This window comes from Anaeromassilibacillus sp. SJQ-5 (genome assembly GCF_054108045.1).
Genome location: NZ_JBPJWQ010000001.1, coordinates 1,327,435 through 1,345,549, shown reverse-complemented (window position 1 = coordinate 1,345,549; position 18,115 = coordinate 1,327,435). Strand labels below are relative to the sequence as shown.

The following is an 18,115-nucleotide window of genomic DNA, read 5'->3' as shown; positions in this document are numbered from 1 at the left end:
GGTAGGTGGTTGATTTGTTTAAACAGATACTCAGTGCGGCGGCCTGTCTCGGCCTTCTATTCGCGGCGGCCCCGGCGAAGGCGGAGGGGCAGAAGCCGGAAAGCCTGTCGTCCCTGTCCGCCGTGCTTTACGAGCCGGAGTCGGGACGGGTGCTGTACGAGAAGGACGCCCATACGCCCCGGCCCATGGCCAGTACCACCAAGCTGATGACGGCGCTGCTGGCTATGGAGAACGCGGCCCCTGATCAGAACGTGGTCGTGACCCGGGAAGCCATTCTGGTGGAAGGGTCGGCCCTGGGGCTGCGGGAGGGCGACAACATATCCATGCTGGATCTGGTGACCGGCCTGCTGCTGGAATCGGGCAACGACGCGGCCAACACCATCGCGCTGACCGTGTCGGGCAGCCTGCCCGCTTTTGCGGAGAAGATGAATCAGAAGGCCAAAGAGCTGGGAATGAAGGACTCGGTATTCGTTACCCCCTCCGGCCTCGACCAGGGAGGGCATTCCTCCTCAGCGTACGACATGGCCCTGCTGGGGGCGGCGGTGATGCGCAATCCGGCGCTCGCGGCCATCTGCGCCAAAAAAAGCGCGGTCATCGAGCTGGGAAACCCCAAGCACAAGGCGACGGTGGTCAACCACAACAAGCTGCTGAACCTGTACCCCTACGCGGTGGGGATGAAGACCGGCTTTACCAAAAAATCCGGGAAGTGCCTGGTGTCCTCCGCCAAGAAGGACGGGGTGACCCTGGTGGCCGTGACGCTCAATGGCGGGGACTACTGGAACGACCATATCAAGCTGTTCGACTACGGCTTTTCCCAGGTGGAAGCGGTGCAGCTGGAGGCGCCCTGCCTGCCCGACATCGCGGTGACAGGCGGGTGCACCAGCCGGGTGCAGCCCCGAATGGAAAAGCCGCCAGCCGTCACCCTGCTCAAGGGGGAGAAGGAAAAGCTGGTCGTGCGGGTGGAGCTGGACGCCTTCGAATGGGCGCCGGTGGCCGCGGGGCAGCCCCTGGGAAGCGTGCGGTATCTGGTGGGCGATCGGGAGTTGTGCCGTCTGCCGGTGACCGCGGCGTATACCGTGGACGCCCGGCCGGTGGCGGGCTATAAGGACCAGGCGAAGCGCTGGTTTATGAAGCTGCTGCGCGAATTGCTGCGGTAATCCGCACTTTTGCGCGCTTTGATACGACAAAGAAAAGGAAGAAAACGATGGCGGAAGTACGATTGCAAAAGCTGCTTTCCGAGAGAGGTGTGGCCTCCCGGCGGAAGGCGGAGGAGCTCATCGAGCAGGGACGAGTCAAGGTCAACGGCCGGGTGGCGAAGCTGGGAGACAAGGCGGACGATCGCCGGGACGTTATCCTGGTGGCCGGCAAACGGCTGGGCCGGGCGGAAGCGCCGGTGTACATCCTGCTCCACAAGCCCCGCGGCTATATCACCACCATGAGCGACGAAAAAGGCCGCAAGTGCGTGGAGGAGCTGGTGCGGGACGTGGGGGTGCGGGTGTATCCCATCGGCCGGCTGGACAAGGACTCCGAGGGGATGCTGCTGCTGACCAACGACGGGGATTTCGCCAATGCGATCATGCACCCCGCCTCCCATGTGCCCAAGCGCTACCGGGTCACCCTGCGCGCGGCCATCAGCGACGAGCAGATCTTGAAATTTGAGGAAGGGATCCCGCTGGACGGACGCAAGACCGCCCCGGCGGAGCTGACCGTCGTCAGCAAGGAGCCGGAGCGTTCCGTGGTGGAAATCGTACTGTACGAGGGGCGCAACCGGCAGATTCGCCGGATGTGCGAGGCCATGGGGCTGCAGGTCGCGCGGCTTCGCCGGGTATCCATCGGCGGGGTGAAGCTGGGGATGCTGCCGGCGGGCAAGTGGCGCTATCTGGAGCCTAAGGAGGTCCGCACCCTGGTGCAGGCCACCGGCGTGACCCAGAAGGTGGCCGCCGCCTACATCAAGCAGGGAAGGAGCCCCGCCCATGGTGAGCATCGAACCGGCCGATAAGGGGACAGCGGCGGACGGATCCGTCCGCTTGGTTTACCGGGCCGGCAGCCGGGAGTGCGGACAGGTCGTCTTCCGGACAGAGGGCCCCAAGGCCCAGCTGCTGCAGGCAGCGGGGGAGAACAACCTTATCCTAGACGCGCTGGTGCGCGCGGCCCTCAACGCCGCCGATTTGGCCGGCGCGAGGGAGATGGTCTGCCAGGTCCCCACACTATATCCCACGCTGTCTGCCGTTGGTTTCGTCAAAAGCGACAAGGGAATGGGGATTCAAATTCGTGAATTTTTTAACCATCCCTGCTCACATCCGTAGGAAAAGACTTGTACTTTTTGGAAGTCTACGGTATAATAGAACTAATTTGCGCGACGAACCGCCCGGCTGGCGCAGAGCGGGGAAAGAGGGGGAAACCCTCCTTCCTCTCCGGCCGGAACCGGGTGGGGAAGCGCTTGGGTTTCATTCGATAGGAGGAAGCAGAGTATGAACATGCAGAATCAGCTCCAGAAGCTGGCCGATGCGGTTGCCGCGCGGGAAGGCTCCCCGGCGAGGGAGAGGCTGCTGCAGCTTTTCGACGCGGGGACGTTCGTGGAAATCGATCGGCTCGCGGCTGACGGGGACAAGCCCGCCGAAGCGGCGGCCGGATACGGGACGGTGGACGGCTCCCCCGTCTACGCATTCGCGCAGGATCCCTCGGTCTGCAACGGCGCTGTCGGCCGGGCGCAGGCGGCGAAAATCCGGAAGATTTACGAGTTGGCCGCCCAGAACGGCGCCCCCGTCGTGGGAATTTTCGACAGCGACGGCGCCAAGCTGGGCGAAGGTATCGACGCGATGGACGCCATTGCGGAAATCCTGCTGGCCTCCAACAACCTGTCCGGCGTGGTGCCGCAGATTGCGGTGCTGGCCGGCCCCTGCATCGGCTCCTCGTCGCTGATCGCCGCCAACGCGGACGTGACGGTGGCCGTGGAGGGCGCAGCCTATAGCCTGAATGTCGGAGACGACGACGCCAAAGCCGCCGTCCAGGCCGACACGGTGGAGGACGCTCTGCTGAAAGCCCGCGATCTGCTGAATCTCCTGCCCTCCAACAACCTGGCCAGCACGGCGCTATACGAGGCCGATGCGGCGGCCATGCCCGCCTGCGAGGACATCGCGGGTGTGGTGGACGCGGTGGCGGACGCCGGCACGGCGCTGCGGCTGTACGAGGGTTCCTCCTGTGAAACGGTTCTGGCCCGGGTGGGCGGCGCGGCCTGCGGTCTGGTTACCCTGGCAGGCGATAAAATCGGCTGCTGTGCAGCGGCCCGGCTGGCCCGGTTCGTCCGGCTGTGCGACGCTTTCTCCCTGCCGCTTATCACCTTTGTGGACGCGGCCGGGTTCGAATGCCTGCAGGGGGCGGCCAAGCTGTCCCACGCCTATGCCGAAGCCACCACGGCCAAGCTGACGGTGGTGACGGGGCGTGCCTACGGCCCGGTGTACATTGCGGCGGCCGGCAAATCGGCTGGCGCCGACGTGGTGCTGGCCTGGCCCTCGGCGGTGATTTCGCCGCTGGCTCCCGAAACCGCCGTGCATATCCTGTGGCAGGATAAGCTGGCGGCCATGACCGACCCGACCAAGGAGCGCCCGGCGCTGGCGGAGGAATACGCCGAAACGGCCTGCTCGCCCCTGGCGGCGGCCGCGGACGGCTTCGTCACCGACGTCATCCCCCCCGCCGAAACCAAGGCCAAGCTGGTGGCGATGATGGATATGCTTTCCGGCAAACGGGTGTCCCGCCTGCCCAAGAAGCATTCCAACCTGCCCCTGTAAACGGTACAGCGGAACAGAGCGGGGAATCCCCCGCCAAGCCTGCATGAAAATAGGAGGAACAACGATGAAACGGTTCAATATTTCGGTCAACGGCCACGCTTACGATGTACAGGTGGAGGAAGTCGCCGCCGGCGGTGCGACGGCTGCCATTCCCACCGCAGCCCCCGCCGCGCCTGCTGCTCCGGCTCCGGCGCCCGCGCCGGCCGCGGCCCCTGCCGCGCCCGCTCCCGCCGCAGCCGCACCCGCCGGGGCGGAGACCATCAACGCCCCCATGCCCGGCAACATCGTGAACGTGCAGGTCAAGGCCGGCGACACGGTGACCAAGGGCCAGGTGCTGCTGGTGCTGGAAGCGATGAAAATGGAAAACGAGATCATGGCGCCCCGCGACGGCGTGATCGCCGGGGTGCATGTGAACAAGGGCGACAGTGTGGATTCCGGCAAGCTGCTGATTTCCATGCAATAAGGCTTTTTGCCGGCCGCGCGGACGGCGCGCCGGACAGGAAGCCCGATGAAACTCAAGCGAAAGGGTTTGATTATATTGGCCAAGGTCGGAATTACCGAAACCATACTGCGTGACGCCCACCAGTCGCTGATTGCCACCCGTATGCCCCTCGAGGACATGCTGCCTGCTCTGGAGCGGTTGGACAACATCGGCTACCATTCTCTGGAGTGCTGGGGCGGCGCCACCTTCGACGCCTGCCTGCGGTTCCTGGACGAGGATCCGTGGGATCGGCTGCGCACCCTGAAAAAGCACATGCCCAAAACCCCGCTGCAGATGCTGTTCCGCGGCCAGAACATGCTGGGCTACCGGCATTATGCGGATGACGTGGTGGAGTATTTCGTGCAGAAATCGGTGGCCAACGGCATCGACGTCATCCGGATTTTCGACGCCCTCAACGATATCCGCAACCTGGAGACCTCTATCAAGGCGGCTCTCAAGGAAAAGGGCGCGCATGTGCAGGTGGCAATTTCCTACACCACCAGCCCGGTGCACAACATTGAATATTTCCTCAAATACGCCAAGCAGATCGAGGAAGCCGGCGCCCATTCCATCTGCCTGAAGGATATGGCCGGCCTGCTGGTGCCCTACCACACCTACGAGTTGGTCAAGGCCCTGAAGGAAACAGTCAAGATCCCGATCCAGATTCACTCCCACTTCACGGCGGGCATCGCGGATATGACCATGATCAAGGCCATCGAGGCCGGCGCGGACGTCATTGACACCGCCCTGTCGCCTCTGGGCATGGGCACCTCCCATCCGGCCACCGAGTCCATGGTGGCCGCCCTCAAGGGCACGGAGTACGACACGGGGCTCGACCTGGTGGCGCTCAACGAGCTGACCAAATATTTCCGCACCCTGCGGACAAAATATCTGGAAAGCGGCCTGCTCAACCCCAAAATGCTCGAGGTGGACACCAATGCCCTGATTTACCAGGTGCCGGGCGGCATGCTGTCCAACCTGGTCAGCCAGCTCAAGCAGGCGGGCAAAGAAGACAAGCTGGAGGAGGTGCTCCAGGAGGTGCCGCGGGTGCGCGAGGACGCGGGGTATCCGCCCCTGGTCACCCCGTCGTCCCAGATTGTGGGCACCCAGGCGGTGTTCAACATCATCGGCGGCGAGCGCTACAAGATGGTGACCAAGGAATTCAAGGGCTTGGTGCGCGGCGAATACGGGGCGACTCCGGTGCCGATCAAGCCGGAGTTCGTGAAAAAAATCATCGGCGACGACACGCCCATCACCTGCCGTCCGGCCGATCTGCTCGAGCCGGAGCTCGAAAAAATCCGTTCGGAAATGACCGAGTGGTACGAGCAGGAGGAGGACGTGCTGACCTATGCCCAGTTCGGCCAGGTCGCCGTTAAATTCTTCGAAAAGCGCCGCAATAAGAAATATGCCATCGATGGAGAGCATCTGCACACGGATGAAAAGGTTCATCCGGTATAACCGGAAACGCGCCGCTCTCCCTCCAGGGAGCGCGGTGAAAACGAAAGCCCCTTTTCGGGGCTTTCGTTCGTATAACGGCGGGTTCCCGCCAAGGAATGGATGAGGCGTATGATTCGAAGCATGACCGGCTATGGCCGGTATCAGGACACTGTGGACGGCATGGATATCACGGTGGAAATCAAAGCGGTCAACCATCGATATTATGAATACTCCTCCCGCCTGCCCCGGGCCTACGGCTTTCTGGACGACAAGCTCAAGGCGTATCTGCAGGGCAGCATCAGCCGCGGCAAGGTAGACGTATATGTATTCATCGACACGGCGGACGCACCGGGAAGCCGGGTAACGGTGAACCATTCCCTGGTGCAGGGCTATCTGAAGGCCCTGGGGGAGATCGCCGAAACCTACGGACTGCGTAACGACGTGTCCGTCATGTCCCTGGCCCGGTACCCCGATTTGCTGACCGTCCACCGGGAGGCGGAAGACGAGGAGGCGGTTTGGGCGGCGGTCCGCACGGTGGCGGACGTGGCGCTGAATCGATTCTTGCAGATGCGGGAAAAGGAAGGGGAGAAGCTGCAGGAGGATATCCTCAGCCGGGCGGCCGCTATTCTGGAGGCAGTCGGCCAGGTGGAGGAGCGTTCCCCCCAGACGGTCCGGGAGCACATGGACAAGGTGCAGGCCCGGATGCGGGAACTGCTGGGCACGGCCACGGTGGACGAGCAGCGGCTGCTCACCGAGGCGGCACTGTTCGCCGACAAAATCGCCGTGGCGGAGGAAACCGTCCGGCTGCGCAGCCATATCAGCCAGCTGGAGCACATGCTGGCCGGCAACGAGGCGGTGGGCCGCAAGCTGGATTTCCTGGTACAGGAAATCAACCGGGAGGCCAACACCATCGGCTCCAAGGCCCAGGATGTGCAGCTGGCGCGGGTCGTGGTGGACATCAAAGCCGAAATCGAGAAAATCCGCGAACAGATACAGAACATCGAATAAGCCCGGAAGGAAAGCGGTGCTTTCTTGTGGGAATGCAGCTCGCAGGTGTTTATGACCGAGGGATCACCTCCCCGGCAAGGAAAGGCGTGAGGACGGACAATGAAACTGATCAACATTGGGTTCGGCAACATGGTATCGGCCAACCGGCTGGTGGCGATTGTCAGCCCGGAATCCGCCCCGATTAAGCGGATTATCCAGGACGCCAAGGATCGCGGCACTTTGATTGACGCGACCTATGGCCGCCGCACCCGTGCGGTTTTGGTAACGGACAGCGATCACGTCATCCTGTCGGCGGTGCAGCCGGAGACGGTGGCCAACCGCTTGAGCGATCGGGAAGAAGATGACGAGGAGGAGCTGGAAGAGGATGAATGAACGAGGCATGCTGATTGTACTGTCCGGGCCCTCCGGCTCGGGAAAGGGCACCATCATCAAGAGCCTGTTGAAACAGCGGGACGACACCGTCCTGTCCGTTTCGGTGACCACCCGCCAGCCTCGGCCCGGGGAGGTGGATGGGGTTCACTACTTCTTCCGCACCCGCGAGGAATTCGAGCGCATGATCGAGGACAACGCCCTGCTGGAGTGGGCGGAATACAATGGGAATTATTACGGTACGCCGGAGGACGCCATCCGGGAATGGCTGGGGCAGGGCAAAAACGTCCTGCTGGAAATCGAGGTGCAGGGAGCGGAGCAGGTGATGAACCACCGCTCCGACCTGGTGTCGATTTTCATCACCATCCCCTCCATGGAGGAGCTGGAGCGGCGGCTGCGGGATCGCGGCACGGAAACCGAGGACAAAATCCAGGGCCGGATGGCGGTGGCGCAGCGGGAGCTGACCCGTGCCTTCCGGTACGATTATGTGGTGCTTAACGACGAGGTGGATCTGGCCGTCAAGCGGATCCACACCATTATTGACGCCGAAAAAATGCGGTATTCCCGCATGGAAACACTTGTGATGGAGGTATTGGGGCATGCTTAGACCGACGGATATCGAGAACCTGAAAGGAAACGAGAGCCGTTACGCGGTGGTGGTGGGCGTGGCCAAACGCGCCCGGCAGATTGCCGAGGAAGCGGAGAACGAGGGCGTGGTGCTGATTGAAAAATGCGTCAGCCTGGCCATCAACGATTTTACCAATGGCGATTACAAGATTGTGGTGCCGGAGATTACGGAAGAAAACGCCTGACAGTGAGGAGCGGAACGGGGCATGCGGGACAATGTGGTGCTGGTCGCCGTGGATCAGGCGTCGTTCCATTTCGATAAGCTGTACAGCTATCGCCTTCCCCCGTCGGCGGGAGAGGTAACCCGGGGCTGCCGGGTGCTGGTGCCCTTCGGCGGCGGCAACCGCCAGCGGCAGGGCATCGTGGTGCGCACAGACACGGCGGAGGATACCGCCCGCCTCAAGCCCATCGCCCAGGTGCTGGAAAGGGAACCGCTGCTGGACGGGGAAATGATGGATCTGGCCTTATGGCTTAAGGCGCGGACCTTCTGTACGGTGTTCGACGCGGTGCGCGCCATGCTGCCCACCGGGCTGTACATGCGGCTGCGGCCCATGCTGCGCCTGGCGCCGAAGGCGGAAGACCGGTTGGAAGAGATGACGCCCGAAGAGCGGCAGATCGTCTCCTTTCTGGCCAAATGCCCGGCCGCCGGTGTGGAACAGGAGACGCTGCTCAAAAAGCTGGGGCTGAACCCGGACGCGCCAGGCCTGCTCCGGCTGCTCGAATGGGGGGCCGTGCAGCGGTCGGAGGACGCTTTCCGCCAGGTGGGGGACGCCTCCATCCGCATGGCGCGCCTGGCCCTGGAGGGGGAGGCGCTGGACGAGGCGCTGAGCGTCTGCACCGATAAGCAGAAGGCGGTGGTTCGGCTGCTGCGGGACGTGGGGTGCGCGTCGGTCAAGGAGCTGTGCTATTTCGCGTCGGTAACCACGGTGGTGGTGGCCGCGCTGGTCAAAAAGGGCGTGGTGGAGTATTACGAAAACGAGGTGCTCCGTTCGCCCTACAAGCAGGCGGAAGAGCTGCCGGCCGTCGTCTCCGCCGTCCTGAGCGGAGAGCAGCAGGCGGCGTATGACGCGCTGCTCAGCCGGTACCGCGAGGGTAAGCCGGCCTGCGCGCTGCTGCACGGCATCACCGGCAGCGGCAAAACCCAGGTGTATATGAATCTCATCGACCAGGTGCTGGAGGACGGCCGCCAGGTATTGGTTCTGGTGCCGGAAATCAGCCTGACGCCCCAGATGATGCGCCTGTTTTTGGAAAAATACGGGCGGCGCGTGGCGGTGCTTCACAGCGCGCTGGCCATCGGGGAGCGAATGGACGAGTGGAAGCGGGTCAAGCGGGGGGAAGCCCGCGTGGTGGTCGGCACCCGCTCGGCCGTGTTCGCCCCCTGCGACAACCTCGGCCTGATTGTCATGGACGAGGAGCAGGAGCACACCTATAAATCGGAATCCTCCCCGCGGTATCACGCCCGGGACGTGGCCAAATTCCGCTGTGCCCGGCACGGCGCGCTGCTGCTGCTGACCTCGGCGACGCCGTCGGTGGAGAGCTATCACGCCGCCCTGACGGGGCGATACAGCCTGCATGAACTGCATGGCCGGTTCGGCGCCGCCCAGCTTCCCGAGGTGGAGGTGGTGGACATGCGCCAGGAGGAGGAAGGGGAGTCGGTAATCGGCCCCACCCTGCGCCGGGAAATGCAGAACACACTGGACAAGGGGCGGCAGGTGATCCTGCTGCTCAACCGCCGGGGGTTCAACACCCATATCTCCTGCCGCTCCTGCGGCTATGTGGTGACCTGTCCCTCCTGCAGCATCTCCATGACCTATCACCGGGCCAACGGGATGCTGCTGTGCCATTACTGCGGGCATATGCAGCCGCCGGTGACGATTTGCCCGGAATGCGGCAGCGACAAGGTGCGGTACGCGGGGCTGGGCACTCAGCGGGTGGAGCAGGAGCTGGAGCAGCTGTTCCCCGGGGTGCCGGTGCTGCGTATGGACACCGACACGACCATGTCGCGCTTCGCTTACGAGGACAAGTTTAGCCGGTTTGCAAAAGGGGAATTCCGGATCATGGTGGGCACCCAGATGGTGGCCAAGGGGCTGGATTTTCCTCTGGTGGGGCTGGTGGGGGTGCTCTCGGCGGATCAGGCGCTGTACGGCGACGATTTCCGCTGCTACGAGACCACGTTTTCCCTGCTGACCCAGGTCATCGGCCGGGCGGGACGCCGGGACGAGGCGGGCAAGGCGGTCATTCAGACGTATACGCCGGAGAATTACGTCATCGCTTTGGCGGCGCAGCAGGATTACCGCGGGTTTTATGAGTTGGAAATCGCGTCCCGGAAGATGATGAAGTATCCGCCCTATACCGATTTGTGTCTTATCGGGTTTGCCGGCGTGCAGGAAAGCCAGGTGCGGGACGCGGCGGGGCGGTTTTTGGCCGATCTGCAAGGGCTGGCCACCCGAGAGTATGCCGACGTGCCCATGATTGCGCTGGATCCCACCCCGGCGGCGGTGGCGAGGGCGGCGGGCAAGTACCGCTACAAGCTGCTGATAAAAACTGTCAACACCGCGCGCCTGCGGGAACTGGTCGGCCGGCTTCTGACAGAAGCGAATCGGAAGCCGGAAAACAAGGCGCTGACCGTTTACGCGGATATCAATCCTGCGGGCATGCTTTAAAAAAGATAAAACCAACATATACTGTGTATAGGCGTTCGGCGCGGAAAGCGCGGACGGAAAGGATGAACTGACCATGGCAATACGCAATATTCTGCGGGAATCGGATCCCTTTCTGCACAAGACCTGCCGCCCGGTCGAGGCGTTCGACGAGCGGCTGGCGCAGCTGCTGGACGACATGGCCGAGACGCTGCACAAGGCGGACGGCGTCGGACTGGCGGCGCCGCAGGTGGGGGTGCTCCGCCGGGTGTTTATTATGGATTTCGGCGAGGGCGTTATTGAATGCGTCAATCCGAAAATCCTCAGCACCAGAGGCAAGCAGGAGGATGTGGAGGGCTGTCTGTCCTGTCCGGGAGAGTACGGCATTACCAAACGACCCAAGACTGTCAAGCTGCAGGCGCAGGATCGGCACGGCAAATTTTTCGTGATGACCGGCAGCGATCTGATGGCGCGGTGCATGTGCCACGAGAACGATCATCTGGACGGGATCCTGTTCAAGGAGCACGTTATCCGGATGCTGGATCCGGAAAAGGACGGGTAAAGGAGAACTGCTCGGATGCGGATTATTTTTATGGGAACGCCGGATTTTGCGGTGCCCAGCCTGGAGCAGCTGGTGCGGAACGGGCACGAGGTGGTGCTGGCGGTGACCCAGCCAGATAAGCCCAAGGGACGTGGCAATCAGCTGACGCCGCCGCCTGTCAAGGCTAGGGCCTTGGCACTGAATATTCCGGTGTTCCAGCCCGTTTCCATGAAGACAGAGGAGACATACGAGACGCTGGCGGCCTGCCGGCCGGATCTTATCGTGGTGGTGGCGTATGGCAAGATTTTGCCGCAGCGGGTGCTGGATTTGCCGCCCCATGGCTGTATCAACGTGCACGCGTCCCTTCTGCCGCGGTATCGGGGGGCGGCCCCTATTCAGTGGGCGGTGCTCAACGGCGACGCCGAGGCGGGGGTGACCACCATGAAAATGGAGGCCGGCCTGGACACGGGAGATATGCTTCTCAAATGCCGCCGGCCGCTGCCGGCGGACATGACCGGGGGAGAGCTCCACGATTTGCTGGCCGCGGATGGCGCACAGCTGCTGTCCGAGACGCTCGGTGCGCTGCAAGCGGGAACGCTCCGGCCTCAGAAGCAGGACGACAGCCAGTCCTGCTACGCCCCCATGCTGAACAAGAGCCTCAGCCCGCTGGACTGGACAAAGCCGGCGGCTGTGCTGCACAACCAGGTGCGGGGGTTGAACCCCTGGCCCTGCGCCACCTGCCGGCTGGGCAGCCGGACGCTGAAGGTGCATCGAACCCGAGTGGGGGAGGCCTGCCGGGAGGAACCGGGGACAATTGTGAAGACAAGCCCCTTTACAATCGCCTGCGGCGGCGGAAGTTCGCTAGAACTGCTGGAGGTGCAGGCGGAGGGCTCTAAACGGATGGCGGCGGCCGATTTTCTGCGGGGCCATCCGGTCAAGGCGGGCGTTCTCCTGGAGGCGCAGGATTAGAAACCGAGATTTTGGGTAAAATCGTGAGGAAAGGAGCGAGATGAGATGCCTTTTGGCTTTTTCATGGATAAATGGTACCTGCTGCTGGTGGTGCCGGCGCTGTTGGTGGCGGCGTGGGCGCAGTACAAGGTGCACGCCACCTTTAAGAAGTACAGCCAGGTGGGGACGCAGCGGGGGCTCACCGGCGCGCAGGCCAGCGAGCTGATTCTGCAGCGGGAAGGGGTCGCGGCGGCGATTGAGGCCACCGGCGGCTCTTTGACCGATCATTACGACCCGCGGGGCAACGTCATCCGGCTGTCGGAGCCGGTGTTTGGCGTGTCCTCCATCGCGGCCATCGGCGTGGCGGCCCATGAAACGGGGCACGCGCTCCAGTATGCGAAGGGATACGCGCCGATTCAGATTCGCTCCGCCATTCTGCCGGCGACCCGGATCGGTTCGACCCTGGCGCCGTATTTGGTAATTGCGGGGCTGATTTTCAGCTTTTATCCGCTGGCATACGCGGGCATTGCGCTGTTTACGCTGGCGGTGCTGTTCCAGCTGGTGACCCTGCCGGTGGAGTTCAATGCCAGCGCCCGAGCCCTGCGGGCGCTGGAGGGCAACGGGATGATGACACAGGAAGAACTGGACGGCGCCAAAAGGGTGCTGACCGCCGCGGCGATGACGTACGTGGCGGCGCTGTTCGTGTCCCTGATGAGCCTGCTGCGGCTGGTGCTGATTGTTCTCGGCCGCGGACGGAGAGACAACTGATGGCGGGGAACGCCCGGCTGGCGGCGGTACAAGCCCTGCTGCAGGTGCATCGGGATCAGGGCTATTCCAATGTGGTGCTGGACAACCTGCTCAAATCCGGCGACCTGGGGCCGGCGGATCGGGCGCTGGCATCCCGGCTGTTTTATGGCGTGATTGAGCGCCGGCTGACGCTGGATTACGTGCTGGCCGCCTGCTCCACGGTGCCGATTAAGAAAATGCACCCTTGTGTGACGGAGATCCTTCGCTGCGGCATCTATCAGCTGCTGTATATGGACAAGATTCCCCCTTCCGCGGCGGTGAGCGAAGCGGTGAATCTCACCAAGGCGCTCAGGCAGCCCCGTGCCTCCGGCTTCGTCAACGGCGTTCTGCGGGGCGTGGAGCGAAAGAAGGGCGGTCTGCTGGACGGGCTGCCCGACACGGACGAGGGACTGGAAATCCGGTATTCCTGCCCGCGGGGATTGCTGCGGCTGTGGCGGGAAGCCTATGGCGACGAGACGGCCAGGGCGTTGGCGGCCCATATCAACGATGTGCCCGACGCCTGCCTGCGGGTCAACACCTTGAAAATCTCCGCGGACGGCTTTGCCGCCCGGCTGGAAGCGGCGGGGCTCCCTTTTGAGAGAGAGCCGGTTTTGCCGGCGTCCTTCCGGGTGGACGGGGCGCCGCAGTTAAAAAGACTTGCACCTGAAGCCGAAAACTGGTATTATCATCAGGATACCGCATCACAGTGGTGCTGCTATGCGCTGGGGGCGCGGCCGGGGGAACGGATTGCGGACGTCTGCGCGGCCCCTGGGGGCAAAAGCTTCACGCTGGCCCAGTATATGGACAATCAGGGAGAGATCCTGGCTTGTGATTTATACCCGGCCAAGTGTGACACCATGGAGAAACGGGCGGCGGCGCTGGGGATCACCTGCCTGCGCACCGCGGCCCGGGACGCTTCCAAGCCCTGTCCGGCGCCCCTGAGGGGGCAGTTTGACCGGGTAGTCTGCGACGTGCCTTGCTCCGGGCTGGGGGCCATTCGCAGAAAACCCGAAATCCGGTACAAGGATTTGAGTGCCTTCGAGGATCTGCCGGAGCTGCAATACCGGATTCTCGTCGAGGCGGCGGCGCTTACCCGGCCCGGCGGGGTGCTGCAATACTCCACCTGCACCCTCAACCCGGCGGAAAACGAGCAGGTAGCCGAACGGTTCCTGCGGGAAAATCCGGCGTTCTCCCCGCGGACGTTGCCGTTGGCGGACTGTTTCGCGGCGGTGGACAAGCCGATGGGGCATACCTTGACGCTGTTCCCGCATATGCATCATACGGACGGGTTCTTCCTGGCGGCCTTTGTTCGGTCGGAAGACTCTTCTTTATAAAGAATGGATGGTGCGCTTGACTCCCATCGACATCAAATCCCTGCCGGCTGAAGAGCTGCGCGAGCGGCTGGCCGAGAAGGCGATCCCGGCTTTCCGGGCCCGCCAGATTCAGGACTGGCTGGACAAGGGCGTATCCGATTTTGCACAAATGTCCAATCTCCCGCAGGCTCTGCGGGAGGAATTGTCACAAACTTTTACGATTCCTTGTGTCAAAATTGAAAAAAAGCTTGTATCTTCCTTGGACAATACTGTAAAATACCTGTATGGTTTGCCGGACGGCGAAACGGTGGAGTCTGTGCTGATGGAGTACAAGCACGGCTGGTCCCAGTGCCTTTCCACCCAGGTGGGGTGCCGGATGGGCTGTTCCTTCTGCGCCACCGGCATGGGGGGCTTTGTGCGCAACCTGTTGCCCAGCGAGATGCTCGCGCAAATTGAGCAGGCTCAGACGGACAATGGTATCCGGGTGTCCTCCGTGGTGCTCATGGGGATGGGGGAGCCGCTGGACAACTACGACAATGTTCTTCGTTTTCTGAAGATGCTGGCGGAGGACGGCGGTGTACATATCGGCATGCGGCATGTCTCACTGTCCACCTGCGGCCTTGTCGATAAGATATACCAGCTCATGGAGGAAAAGCTGCAGCTGACGCTGTCCATTTCGCTGCATGCGCCGAACGACGACATCCGCTCGCGGCTGATGCCTGTCAACCACCGCTGGCCGGTGGAGGAACTGCTGAAGGCCTGCCGTGCCTATATACAGGCCACTTCGCGGCGCATCTCCTTCGAGTACGCCATGATTCAGGGCGTCAACGATTCCGACGCCTGCGCGCACGAGCTGGCCGATCGCCTGAAGGGCATGCTTTGCCACGTCAATCTTATACCGGCCAACGAAGTGGCGGGCAAGAGCCATCGGCGCAGTTCCCAGGCGCGGCTGCGCGCTTTCTGCGGGGTGCTGGAAAAGCGCGGCGTCAACGTGACGGTGCGGCGCACCCTGGGCGCGGATATCAGCGCCTCCTGCGGGCAGCTACGCCGCCGGCAGGAAACCGGGGTCTGACAGCTGTAACCTTTCAAGAGGGCCGATAGGCTTATTACGGCGTTTTCCGCAGGGGGCTATCTCCGGGCGGGACAGACGGCAACACGTAGGAAAGGAGGCCATGTCCTTGAACGTTTTCGGTAAAACGGACACGGGACGCATGCGGCCCAACAACCAGGATGCTTTCGTCTGCGGGCGGCTGTTCGGCGACACCTTGTTCGCCGTGGTATGCGACGGCATGGGCGGGGCCAACGGCGGAAACGTGGCCAGTTCCATAGCCATCCGCATTATTTCCGATCGCATTGTGGATACCTACCGGGACGGCATGGGAGAGAGCTCCATCCGTCACCTTTTGGAGAGCGCCGTGGCCGCCGCCAACGTCGAGATATACGACACGGCGATGGCGGATTTGGAGTTGCGGGGGATGGGCACCACGGTGGTGGCGGCCATTGTCACCGGGGACCGGGCGCATGTCGCCCATGTGGGGGACAGCCGCGCCTATTTGGTGACGGACGGGGGCATCGAGCAGATGACCCGCGACCATTCCATCGTGCAGGCCATGCTCGAAAAGGGCCAGCTCACCCAAAGCGAAGCCAAGAACCATCCGCGCAAGCACTTCATCACCCGGGCCTTGGGCGTGGAGGAGACAGTGCAGTGCGACACGCTGGATTTCCCATTTCCCGATAAGGGAACGCTGATTATCTGTACGGACGGTCTGACCAACATGGTAGAGGCCGATGATATATACGCCATCGTACAAGCCGCAGGTGCGGAACAGGCGGTCGGCCGTTTGGTGGACGCCGCCAACGAGGCGGGCGGCAACGACAATATCACGGTGGTCGCCATCGGATAAGGGCGGCTGCACAATGCAAGAATACGCAGGGATTTGGAAAAAGCGAGGGTTTCCGTTATGAAACGGGAAGCAAGGGCCGCCTCTCGCGGCCTCGGGCGTTTTTCCAAAGGCGCTGTAAAATTCCATTTTGCAGCATCCCCTCCAGCGAAAGAATGGGAGTGACTTTATTTTGGATAAGTATGTGGGAAAGCGGCTGGACGGTCGGTATGAAATCAAGGAGGTCATCGGTGTCGGCGGCATGGCCTATGTGTACAAGGCCTATGACAGCATCGACGATCGCACCGTGGCGGTGAAAATCCTGAGGGATGAGTACCTGGCTAACGAGGAATTCACCCGCCGGTTTAAAAACGAATCCAAGGCGATAGCCATCCTGTCCCACCCCAACATCGTCAAGGTGTATGACGTCAGCTTTGGGGAGCGGCTGCAGTATATTGTCATGGAATACATCGACGGCATCACCCTCAAGGAGTATATCGAGCAGCAACAGGATATCAAGTGGAAGGAAGCCGTTCATTTCACCGTGCAGATTCTGCGGGCGCTTCAGCACGCTCACGACAAAGGGATCGTCCATCGGGACATCAAGCCGCAGAATATCATGCTGCTGCCCGACGGCACCATCAAGGTGACCGACTTCGGCATCGCCCGGTTCTCCCGCAATGAAATCCGCGCGACGAGCGCCACCGACAAGGCGATCGGTTCCGTGCATTATATCAGCCCGGAGCAGGCGCGGGGGGATATCACCGACGAAAAAGCGGATATCTATTCCACCGGCGTCATGCTGTACGAAATGCTGACCGGCCGTCTTCCATTTGAAGCGGACAGCGCGGTGTCGGTGGCCATTATGCAGCTGCAGTCCGAGCCGAAGCTGCCCCGGGAAATCAACCCCTCCATCCCCGAGGGCCTGGAGGAAATCACCATCAAGGCCATGCAGAAGGATCCCGCCAAGCGGTATCAGTCTGCAGCGGAGATGCTGTACGATATCGACGAGTTCAAGCGCAATCCCAGCATCCATTTCGAATACAAATATTTCGTGGACGAGACGCCCACCCGCTTTGTGGAAGCCATCACCAAGGTGAAGGGGGAAACCGCCCTGGAGGAAACGCCCGAGGAAGCCGACGAGCTGGCGGAGGAGGGCGCCGAGGAGGAGAAGAAGGGACCGCCCGTTCTGCCGATCCTGGCGGCCATTGCCGGCGCGTTCGTGGTGGTGGGCCTGATTTTTGTCGCCATCATTTTCATCTTCGGCCTCGTCGATCCGGGTAAGGAAAACATCGAGGTGGAGAATTTTGTCGGCAAAACCCTCGAAGAGGTTACAAATAACGAGGAATACGCCAAGCTCTATAAGTTCAACCCTCCCGAGCAGGAGTACAGCAACGAGTATGATAAAGGGGTCATCTGCAAGCAGAACCCCAAGCCCGGCACCTCCAAGAAAATCAAGGTGGAAATCACACTGACCGTCAGCATGGGCAAACGCACGGTGCAGATCCCCGAGGTGCAGGAGAACGAGCATAAGGATGTGGTGGTCTCCCGGATCACCGCGGCGGGCTTTGTGCCCCAGCTCACCCAGATGACCAGCGACACGGTGGCGAAGGATCGGGTGGTGAAGACTGTCCCGGCTTTCCCGGATCAGGCGGAAGAGGGCAGCGTAGTCGTCATCTACGTCAGCACCGGCGAGGAAGAGCCGGAGCCGATTTCGGTGCCCAATGTAATTAACCTAGGCCTCGAGGACGCCAAAACCCAGCTGCGCAACGCGGGCTTTATTGTCAACGACCCCGCCGTTAAATATGTCAACGACAAATCCCCCAAGGGGACGGTGCTACAGCAGTCGCTTGAAAAGGGGTCGATGCAGAAGCCCGGCACGGAATGCGTACTGACGGTGAGCTCCGGATTCCAGGATGTGGAGATCACGGTGCCGCTGCCCGATACCACCACCCCGGTGGACGTGCAGGTTTATGTCAACGGTAAGCTGAACAGCAGCCTGTCCGACTCGTATAAGAATATTCTGCCCAGTGTTGTGGGCAATCTCAAGCTGAAATGCACCGAGCAAGCGGCCAGCTATAATGTGACCATCATGCTGTCGGTGGCCGGCAAGAACGACTACAAGCAATACGCCAGCTATACGGCGGACGCGCTGGCCGGCTCGTCCAAGCTGGAGGGGACGCCGATATGGACGGAGCCTTCCAAGGGCACCACCACGACGACCACCACCGTTACGACCACGACCACCACCACGACCACCACCGAGCCGGAGTTCGGCTGACAATCAAAGGACGGAAT

Annotated in this window: 18 protein-coding genes; all 18 read left to right on the top strand. The window is 62.1% G+C overall.

The window, feature by feature from the left end; translation table 11 throughout:
* The first annotated feature begins 14 nt into the window (after positions 1-14).
* The 18 genes from ACSAMM_RS05785 (at position 15) to pknB (ending at position 18,098) form a co-directional block, all read left to right on the top strand.
* Positions 15-1,157: a D-alanyl-D-alanine carboxypeptidase family protein gene (locus ACSAMM_RS05785; protein ID WP_457790394.1), complete on the top strand. Its 1,143-nt coding sequence runs from the start codon at positions 15-17 to the stop codon at positions 1,155-1,157.
* 47 nt (positions 1,158-1,204) lie between these two features.
* Positions 1,205-1,999: a pseudouridine synthase gene (locus ACSAMM_RS05780; protein WP_457790392.1), complete on the top strand. Its 795-nt coding sequence runs from the start codon at positions 1,205-1,207 to the stop codon at positions 1,997-1,999.
* The gene (locus ACSAMM_RS05775; RefSeq protein WP_457790390.1) at positions 1,974-2,306 is read left to right on the top strand and encodes a hypothetical protein; all 333 of its coding nucleotides are present in this window, start codon (positions 1,974-1,976) and stop codon (positions 2,304-2,306) included. The genes ACSAMM_RS05780 and ACSAMM_RS05775 overlap by 26 nt, the downstream gene beginning before the upstream one ends.
* Positions 2,307-2,471: 165 nt before the next feature.
* Positions 2,472-3,788: a carboxyl transferase domain-containing protein gene (locus tag ACSAMM_RS05770; RefSeq protein ID WP_457790388.1), complete on the top strand. Its 1,317-nt coding sequence runs from the start codon at positions 2,472-2,474 to the stop codon at positions 3,786-3,788.
* Positions 3,789-3,852: 64 nt separating this feature from the next.
* Positions 3,853-4,251 (top strand): biotin/lipoyl-containing protein, encoded by a 399-nt coding sequence (locus ACSAMM_RS05765; protein WP_457790387.1) that lies wholly within the window; start codon positions 3,853-3,855, stop codon positions 4,249-4,251.
* 75 nt (positions 4,252-4,326) lie between these two features.
* Complete coding sequence (locus ACSAMM_RS05760) at positions 4,327-5,727, top strand: oxaloacetate decarboxylase subunit alpha (protein ID WP_178725113.1); 1,401 nt, start codon at positions 4,327-4,329, stop codon at positions 5,725-5,727.
* Positions 5,728-5,835: 108 nt separating this feature from the next.
* The gene (locus ACSAMM_RS05755; RefSeq protein WP_457790385.1) at positions 5,836-6,714 is read left to right on the top strand and encodes a YicC/YloC family endoribonuclease; all 879 of its coding nucleotides are present in this window, start codon (positions 5,836-5,838) and stop codon (positions 6,712-6,714) included.
* A 99-nt stretch (positions 6,715-6,813) separates the two neighbouring features.
* Positions 6,814-7,086: an extracellular matrix/biofilm regulator RemA gene (remA, locus tag ACSAMM_RS05750; RefSeq protein WP_178723211.1), complete on the top strand. Its 273-nt coding sequence runs from the start codon at positions 6,814-6,816 to the stop codon at positions 7,084-7,086.
* Positions 7,079-7,690: a guanylate kinase gene (gene gmk, locus ACSAMM_RS05745; protein WP_457790383.1), complete on the top strand. Its 612-nt coding sequence runs from the start codon at positions 7,079-7,081 to the stop codon at positions 7,688-7,690. The genes remA and gmk overlap by 8 nt, the downstream gene beginning before the upstream one ends.
* The gene (locus ACSAMM_RS05740; protein WP_178723215.1) at positions 7,683-7,895 is read left to right on the top strand and encodes a DNA-directed RNA polymerase subunit omega; all 213 of its coding nucleotides are present in this window, start codon (positions 7,683-7,685) and stop codon (positions 7,893-7,895) included. Before gmk ends, ACSAMM_RS05740 begins: the two co-directional genes overlap by 8 nt.
* Positions 7,896-7,916: 21 nt before the next feature.
* Positions 7,917-10,373, top strand: coding sequence for a replication restart helicase PriA (gene priA, locus ACSAMM_RS05735; RefSeq protein ID WP_457790381.1), 2,457 nt, complete (start codon positions 7,917-7,919; stop codon positions 10,371-10,373).
* Between the two features lie 73 nt (positions 10,374-10,446).
* On the top strand, positions 10,447-10,911 hold the full coding sequence (gene def, locus ACSAMM_RS05730; RefSeq protein ID WP_178723219.1) for a peptide deformylase: 465 nt from the start codon (positions 10,447-10,449) through the stop codon (positions 10,909-10,911).
* A 15-nt stretch (positions 10,912-10,926) separates the two neighbouring features.
* A complete protein-coding gene (fmt, locus tag ACSAMM_RS05725) occupies positions 10,927-11,859 on the top strand; it encodes a methionyl-tRNA formyltransferase (RefSeq protein ID WP_457790379.1) in 933 nt (310 codons plus the stop codon).
* 45 nt (positions 11,860-11,904) lie between these two features.
* On the top strand, positions 11,905-12,606 hold the full coding sequence (locus ACSAMM_RS05720; protein ID WP_457790377.1) for a zinc metallopeptidase: 702 nt from the start codon (positions 11,905-11,907) through the stop codon (positions 12,604-12,606).
* Positions 12,606-13,958: a 16S rRNA (cytosine(967)-C(5))-methyltransferase RsmB gene (gene rsmB / locus ACSAMM_RS05715; protein WP_457790375.1), complete on the top strand. Its 1,353-nt coding sequence runs from the start codon at positions 12,606-12,608 to the stop codon at positions 13,956-13,958. The genes ACSAMM_RS05720 and rsmB overlap by 1 nt, the downstream gene beginning before the upstream one ends.
* A gap of 16 nt (positions 13,959-13,974) precedes the next feature.
* Positions 13,975-15,009, top strand: a complete 1,035-nt coding sequence (rlmN, locus tag ACSAMM_RS05710) for a 23S rRNA (adenine(2503)-C(2))-methyltransferase RlmN (RefSeq protein ID WP_457790373.1) — start codon at positions 13,975-13,977, stop codon at positions 15,007-15,009.
* A 100-nt stretch (positions 15,010-15,109) separates the two neighbouring features.
* The gene (locus tag ACSAMM_RS05705) at positions 15,110-15,841 is read left to right on the top strand and encodes a Stp1/IreP family PP2C-type Ser/Thr phosphatase (protein WP_457790371.1); all 732 of its coding nucleotides are present in this window, start codon (positions 15,110-15,112) and stop codon (positions 15,839-15,841) included.
* 169 nt (positions 15,842-16,010) lie between these two features.
* The gene (gene pknB / locus ACSAMM_RS05700) at positions 16,011-18,098 is read left to right on the top strand and encodes a Stk1 family PASTA domain-containing Ser/Thr kinase (protein ID WP_457790369.1); all 2,088 of its coding nucleotides are present in this window, start codon (positions 16,011-16,013) and stop codon (positions 18,096-18,098) included.
* Positions 18,099-18,115 lie beyond the last annotated feature (17 nt).

What these genes read in the sequence shown, in the direction of transcription:
- ACSAMM_RS05780 (WP_457790392.1), top strand. Translation starts at nt 1,205, where the DNA reads ATGGCGGAAGTACGATTGCAAAAGCTGCTTTCCGAGAGAGGTGTGGCC.
- ACSAMM_RS05775 (WP_457790390.1), top strand. Translation starts at nt 1,974, where the DNA reads ATGGTGAGCATCGAACCGGCCGATAAGGGGACAGCGGCGGACGGATCC.
- ACSAMM_RS05770 (WP_457790388.1), top strand. Translation starts at nt 2,472, where the DNA reads ATGAACATGCAGAATCAGCTCCAGAAGCTGGCCGATGCGGTTGCCGCG.
- ACSAMM_RS05765 (WP_457790387.1), top strand. Translation starts at nt 3,853, where the DNA reads ATGAAACGGTTCAATATTTCGGTCAACGGCCACGCTTACGATGTACAG.
- ACSAMM_RS05755 (WP_457790385.1), top strand. Translation starts at nt 5,836, where the DNA reads ATGATTCGAAGCATGACCGGCTATGGCCGGTATCAGGACACTGTGGAC.
- remA (WP_178723211.1), top strand. Translation starts at nt 6,814, where the DNA reads ATGAAACTGATCAACATTGGGTTCGGCAACATGGTATCGGCCAACCGG.
- gmk (WP_457790383.1), top strand. Translation starts at nt 7,079, where the DNA reads ATGAATGAACGAGGCATGCTGATTGTACTGTCCGGGCCCTCCGGCTCG.
- ACSAMM_RS05740 (WP_178723215.1), top strand. Translation starts at nt 7,683, where the DNA reads ATGCTTAGACCGACGGATATCGAGAACCTGAAAGGAAACGAGAGCCGT.
- priA (WP_457790381.1), top strand. Translation starts at nt 7,917, where the DNA reads ATGCGGGACAATGTGGTGCTGGTCGCCGTGGATCAGGCGTCGTTCCAT.
- def (WP_178723219.1), top strand. Translation starts at nt 10,447, where the DNA reads ATGGCAATACGCAATATTCTGCGGGAATCGGATCCCTTTCTGCACAAG.
- fmt (WP_457790379.1), top strand. Translation starts at nt 10,927, where the DNA reads ATGCGGATTATTTTTATGGGAACGCCGGATTTTGCGGTGCCCAGCCTG.
- ACSAMM_RS05720 (WP_457790377.1), top strand. Translation starts at nt 11,905, where the DNA reads ATGCCTTTTGGCTTTTTCATGGATAAATGGTACCTGCTGCTGGTGGTG.
- rsmB (WP_457790375.1), top strand. Translation starts at nt 12,606, where the DNA reads ATGGCGGGGAACGCCCGGCTGGCGGCGGTACAAGCCCTGCTGCAGGTG.
- ACSAMM_RS05705 (WP_457790371.1), top strand. Translation starts at nt 15,110, where the DNA reads ATGTCCTTGAACGTTTTCGGTAAAACGGACACGGGACGCATGCGGCCC.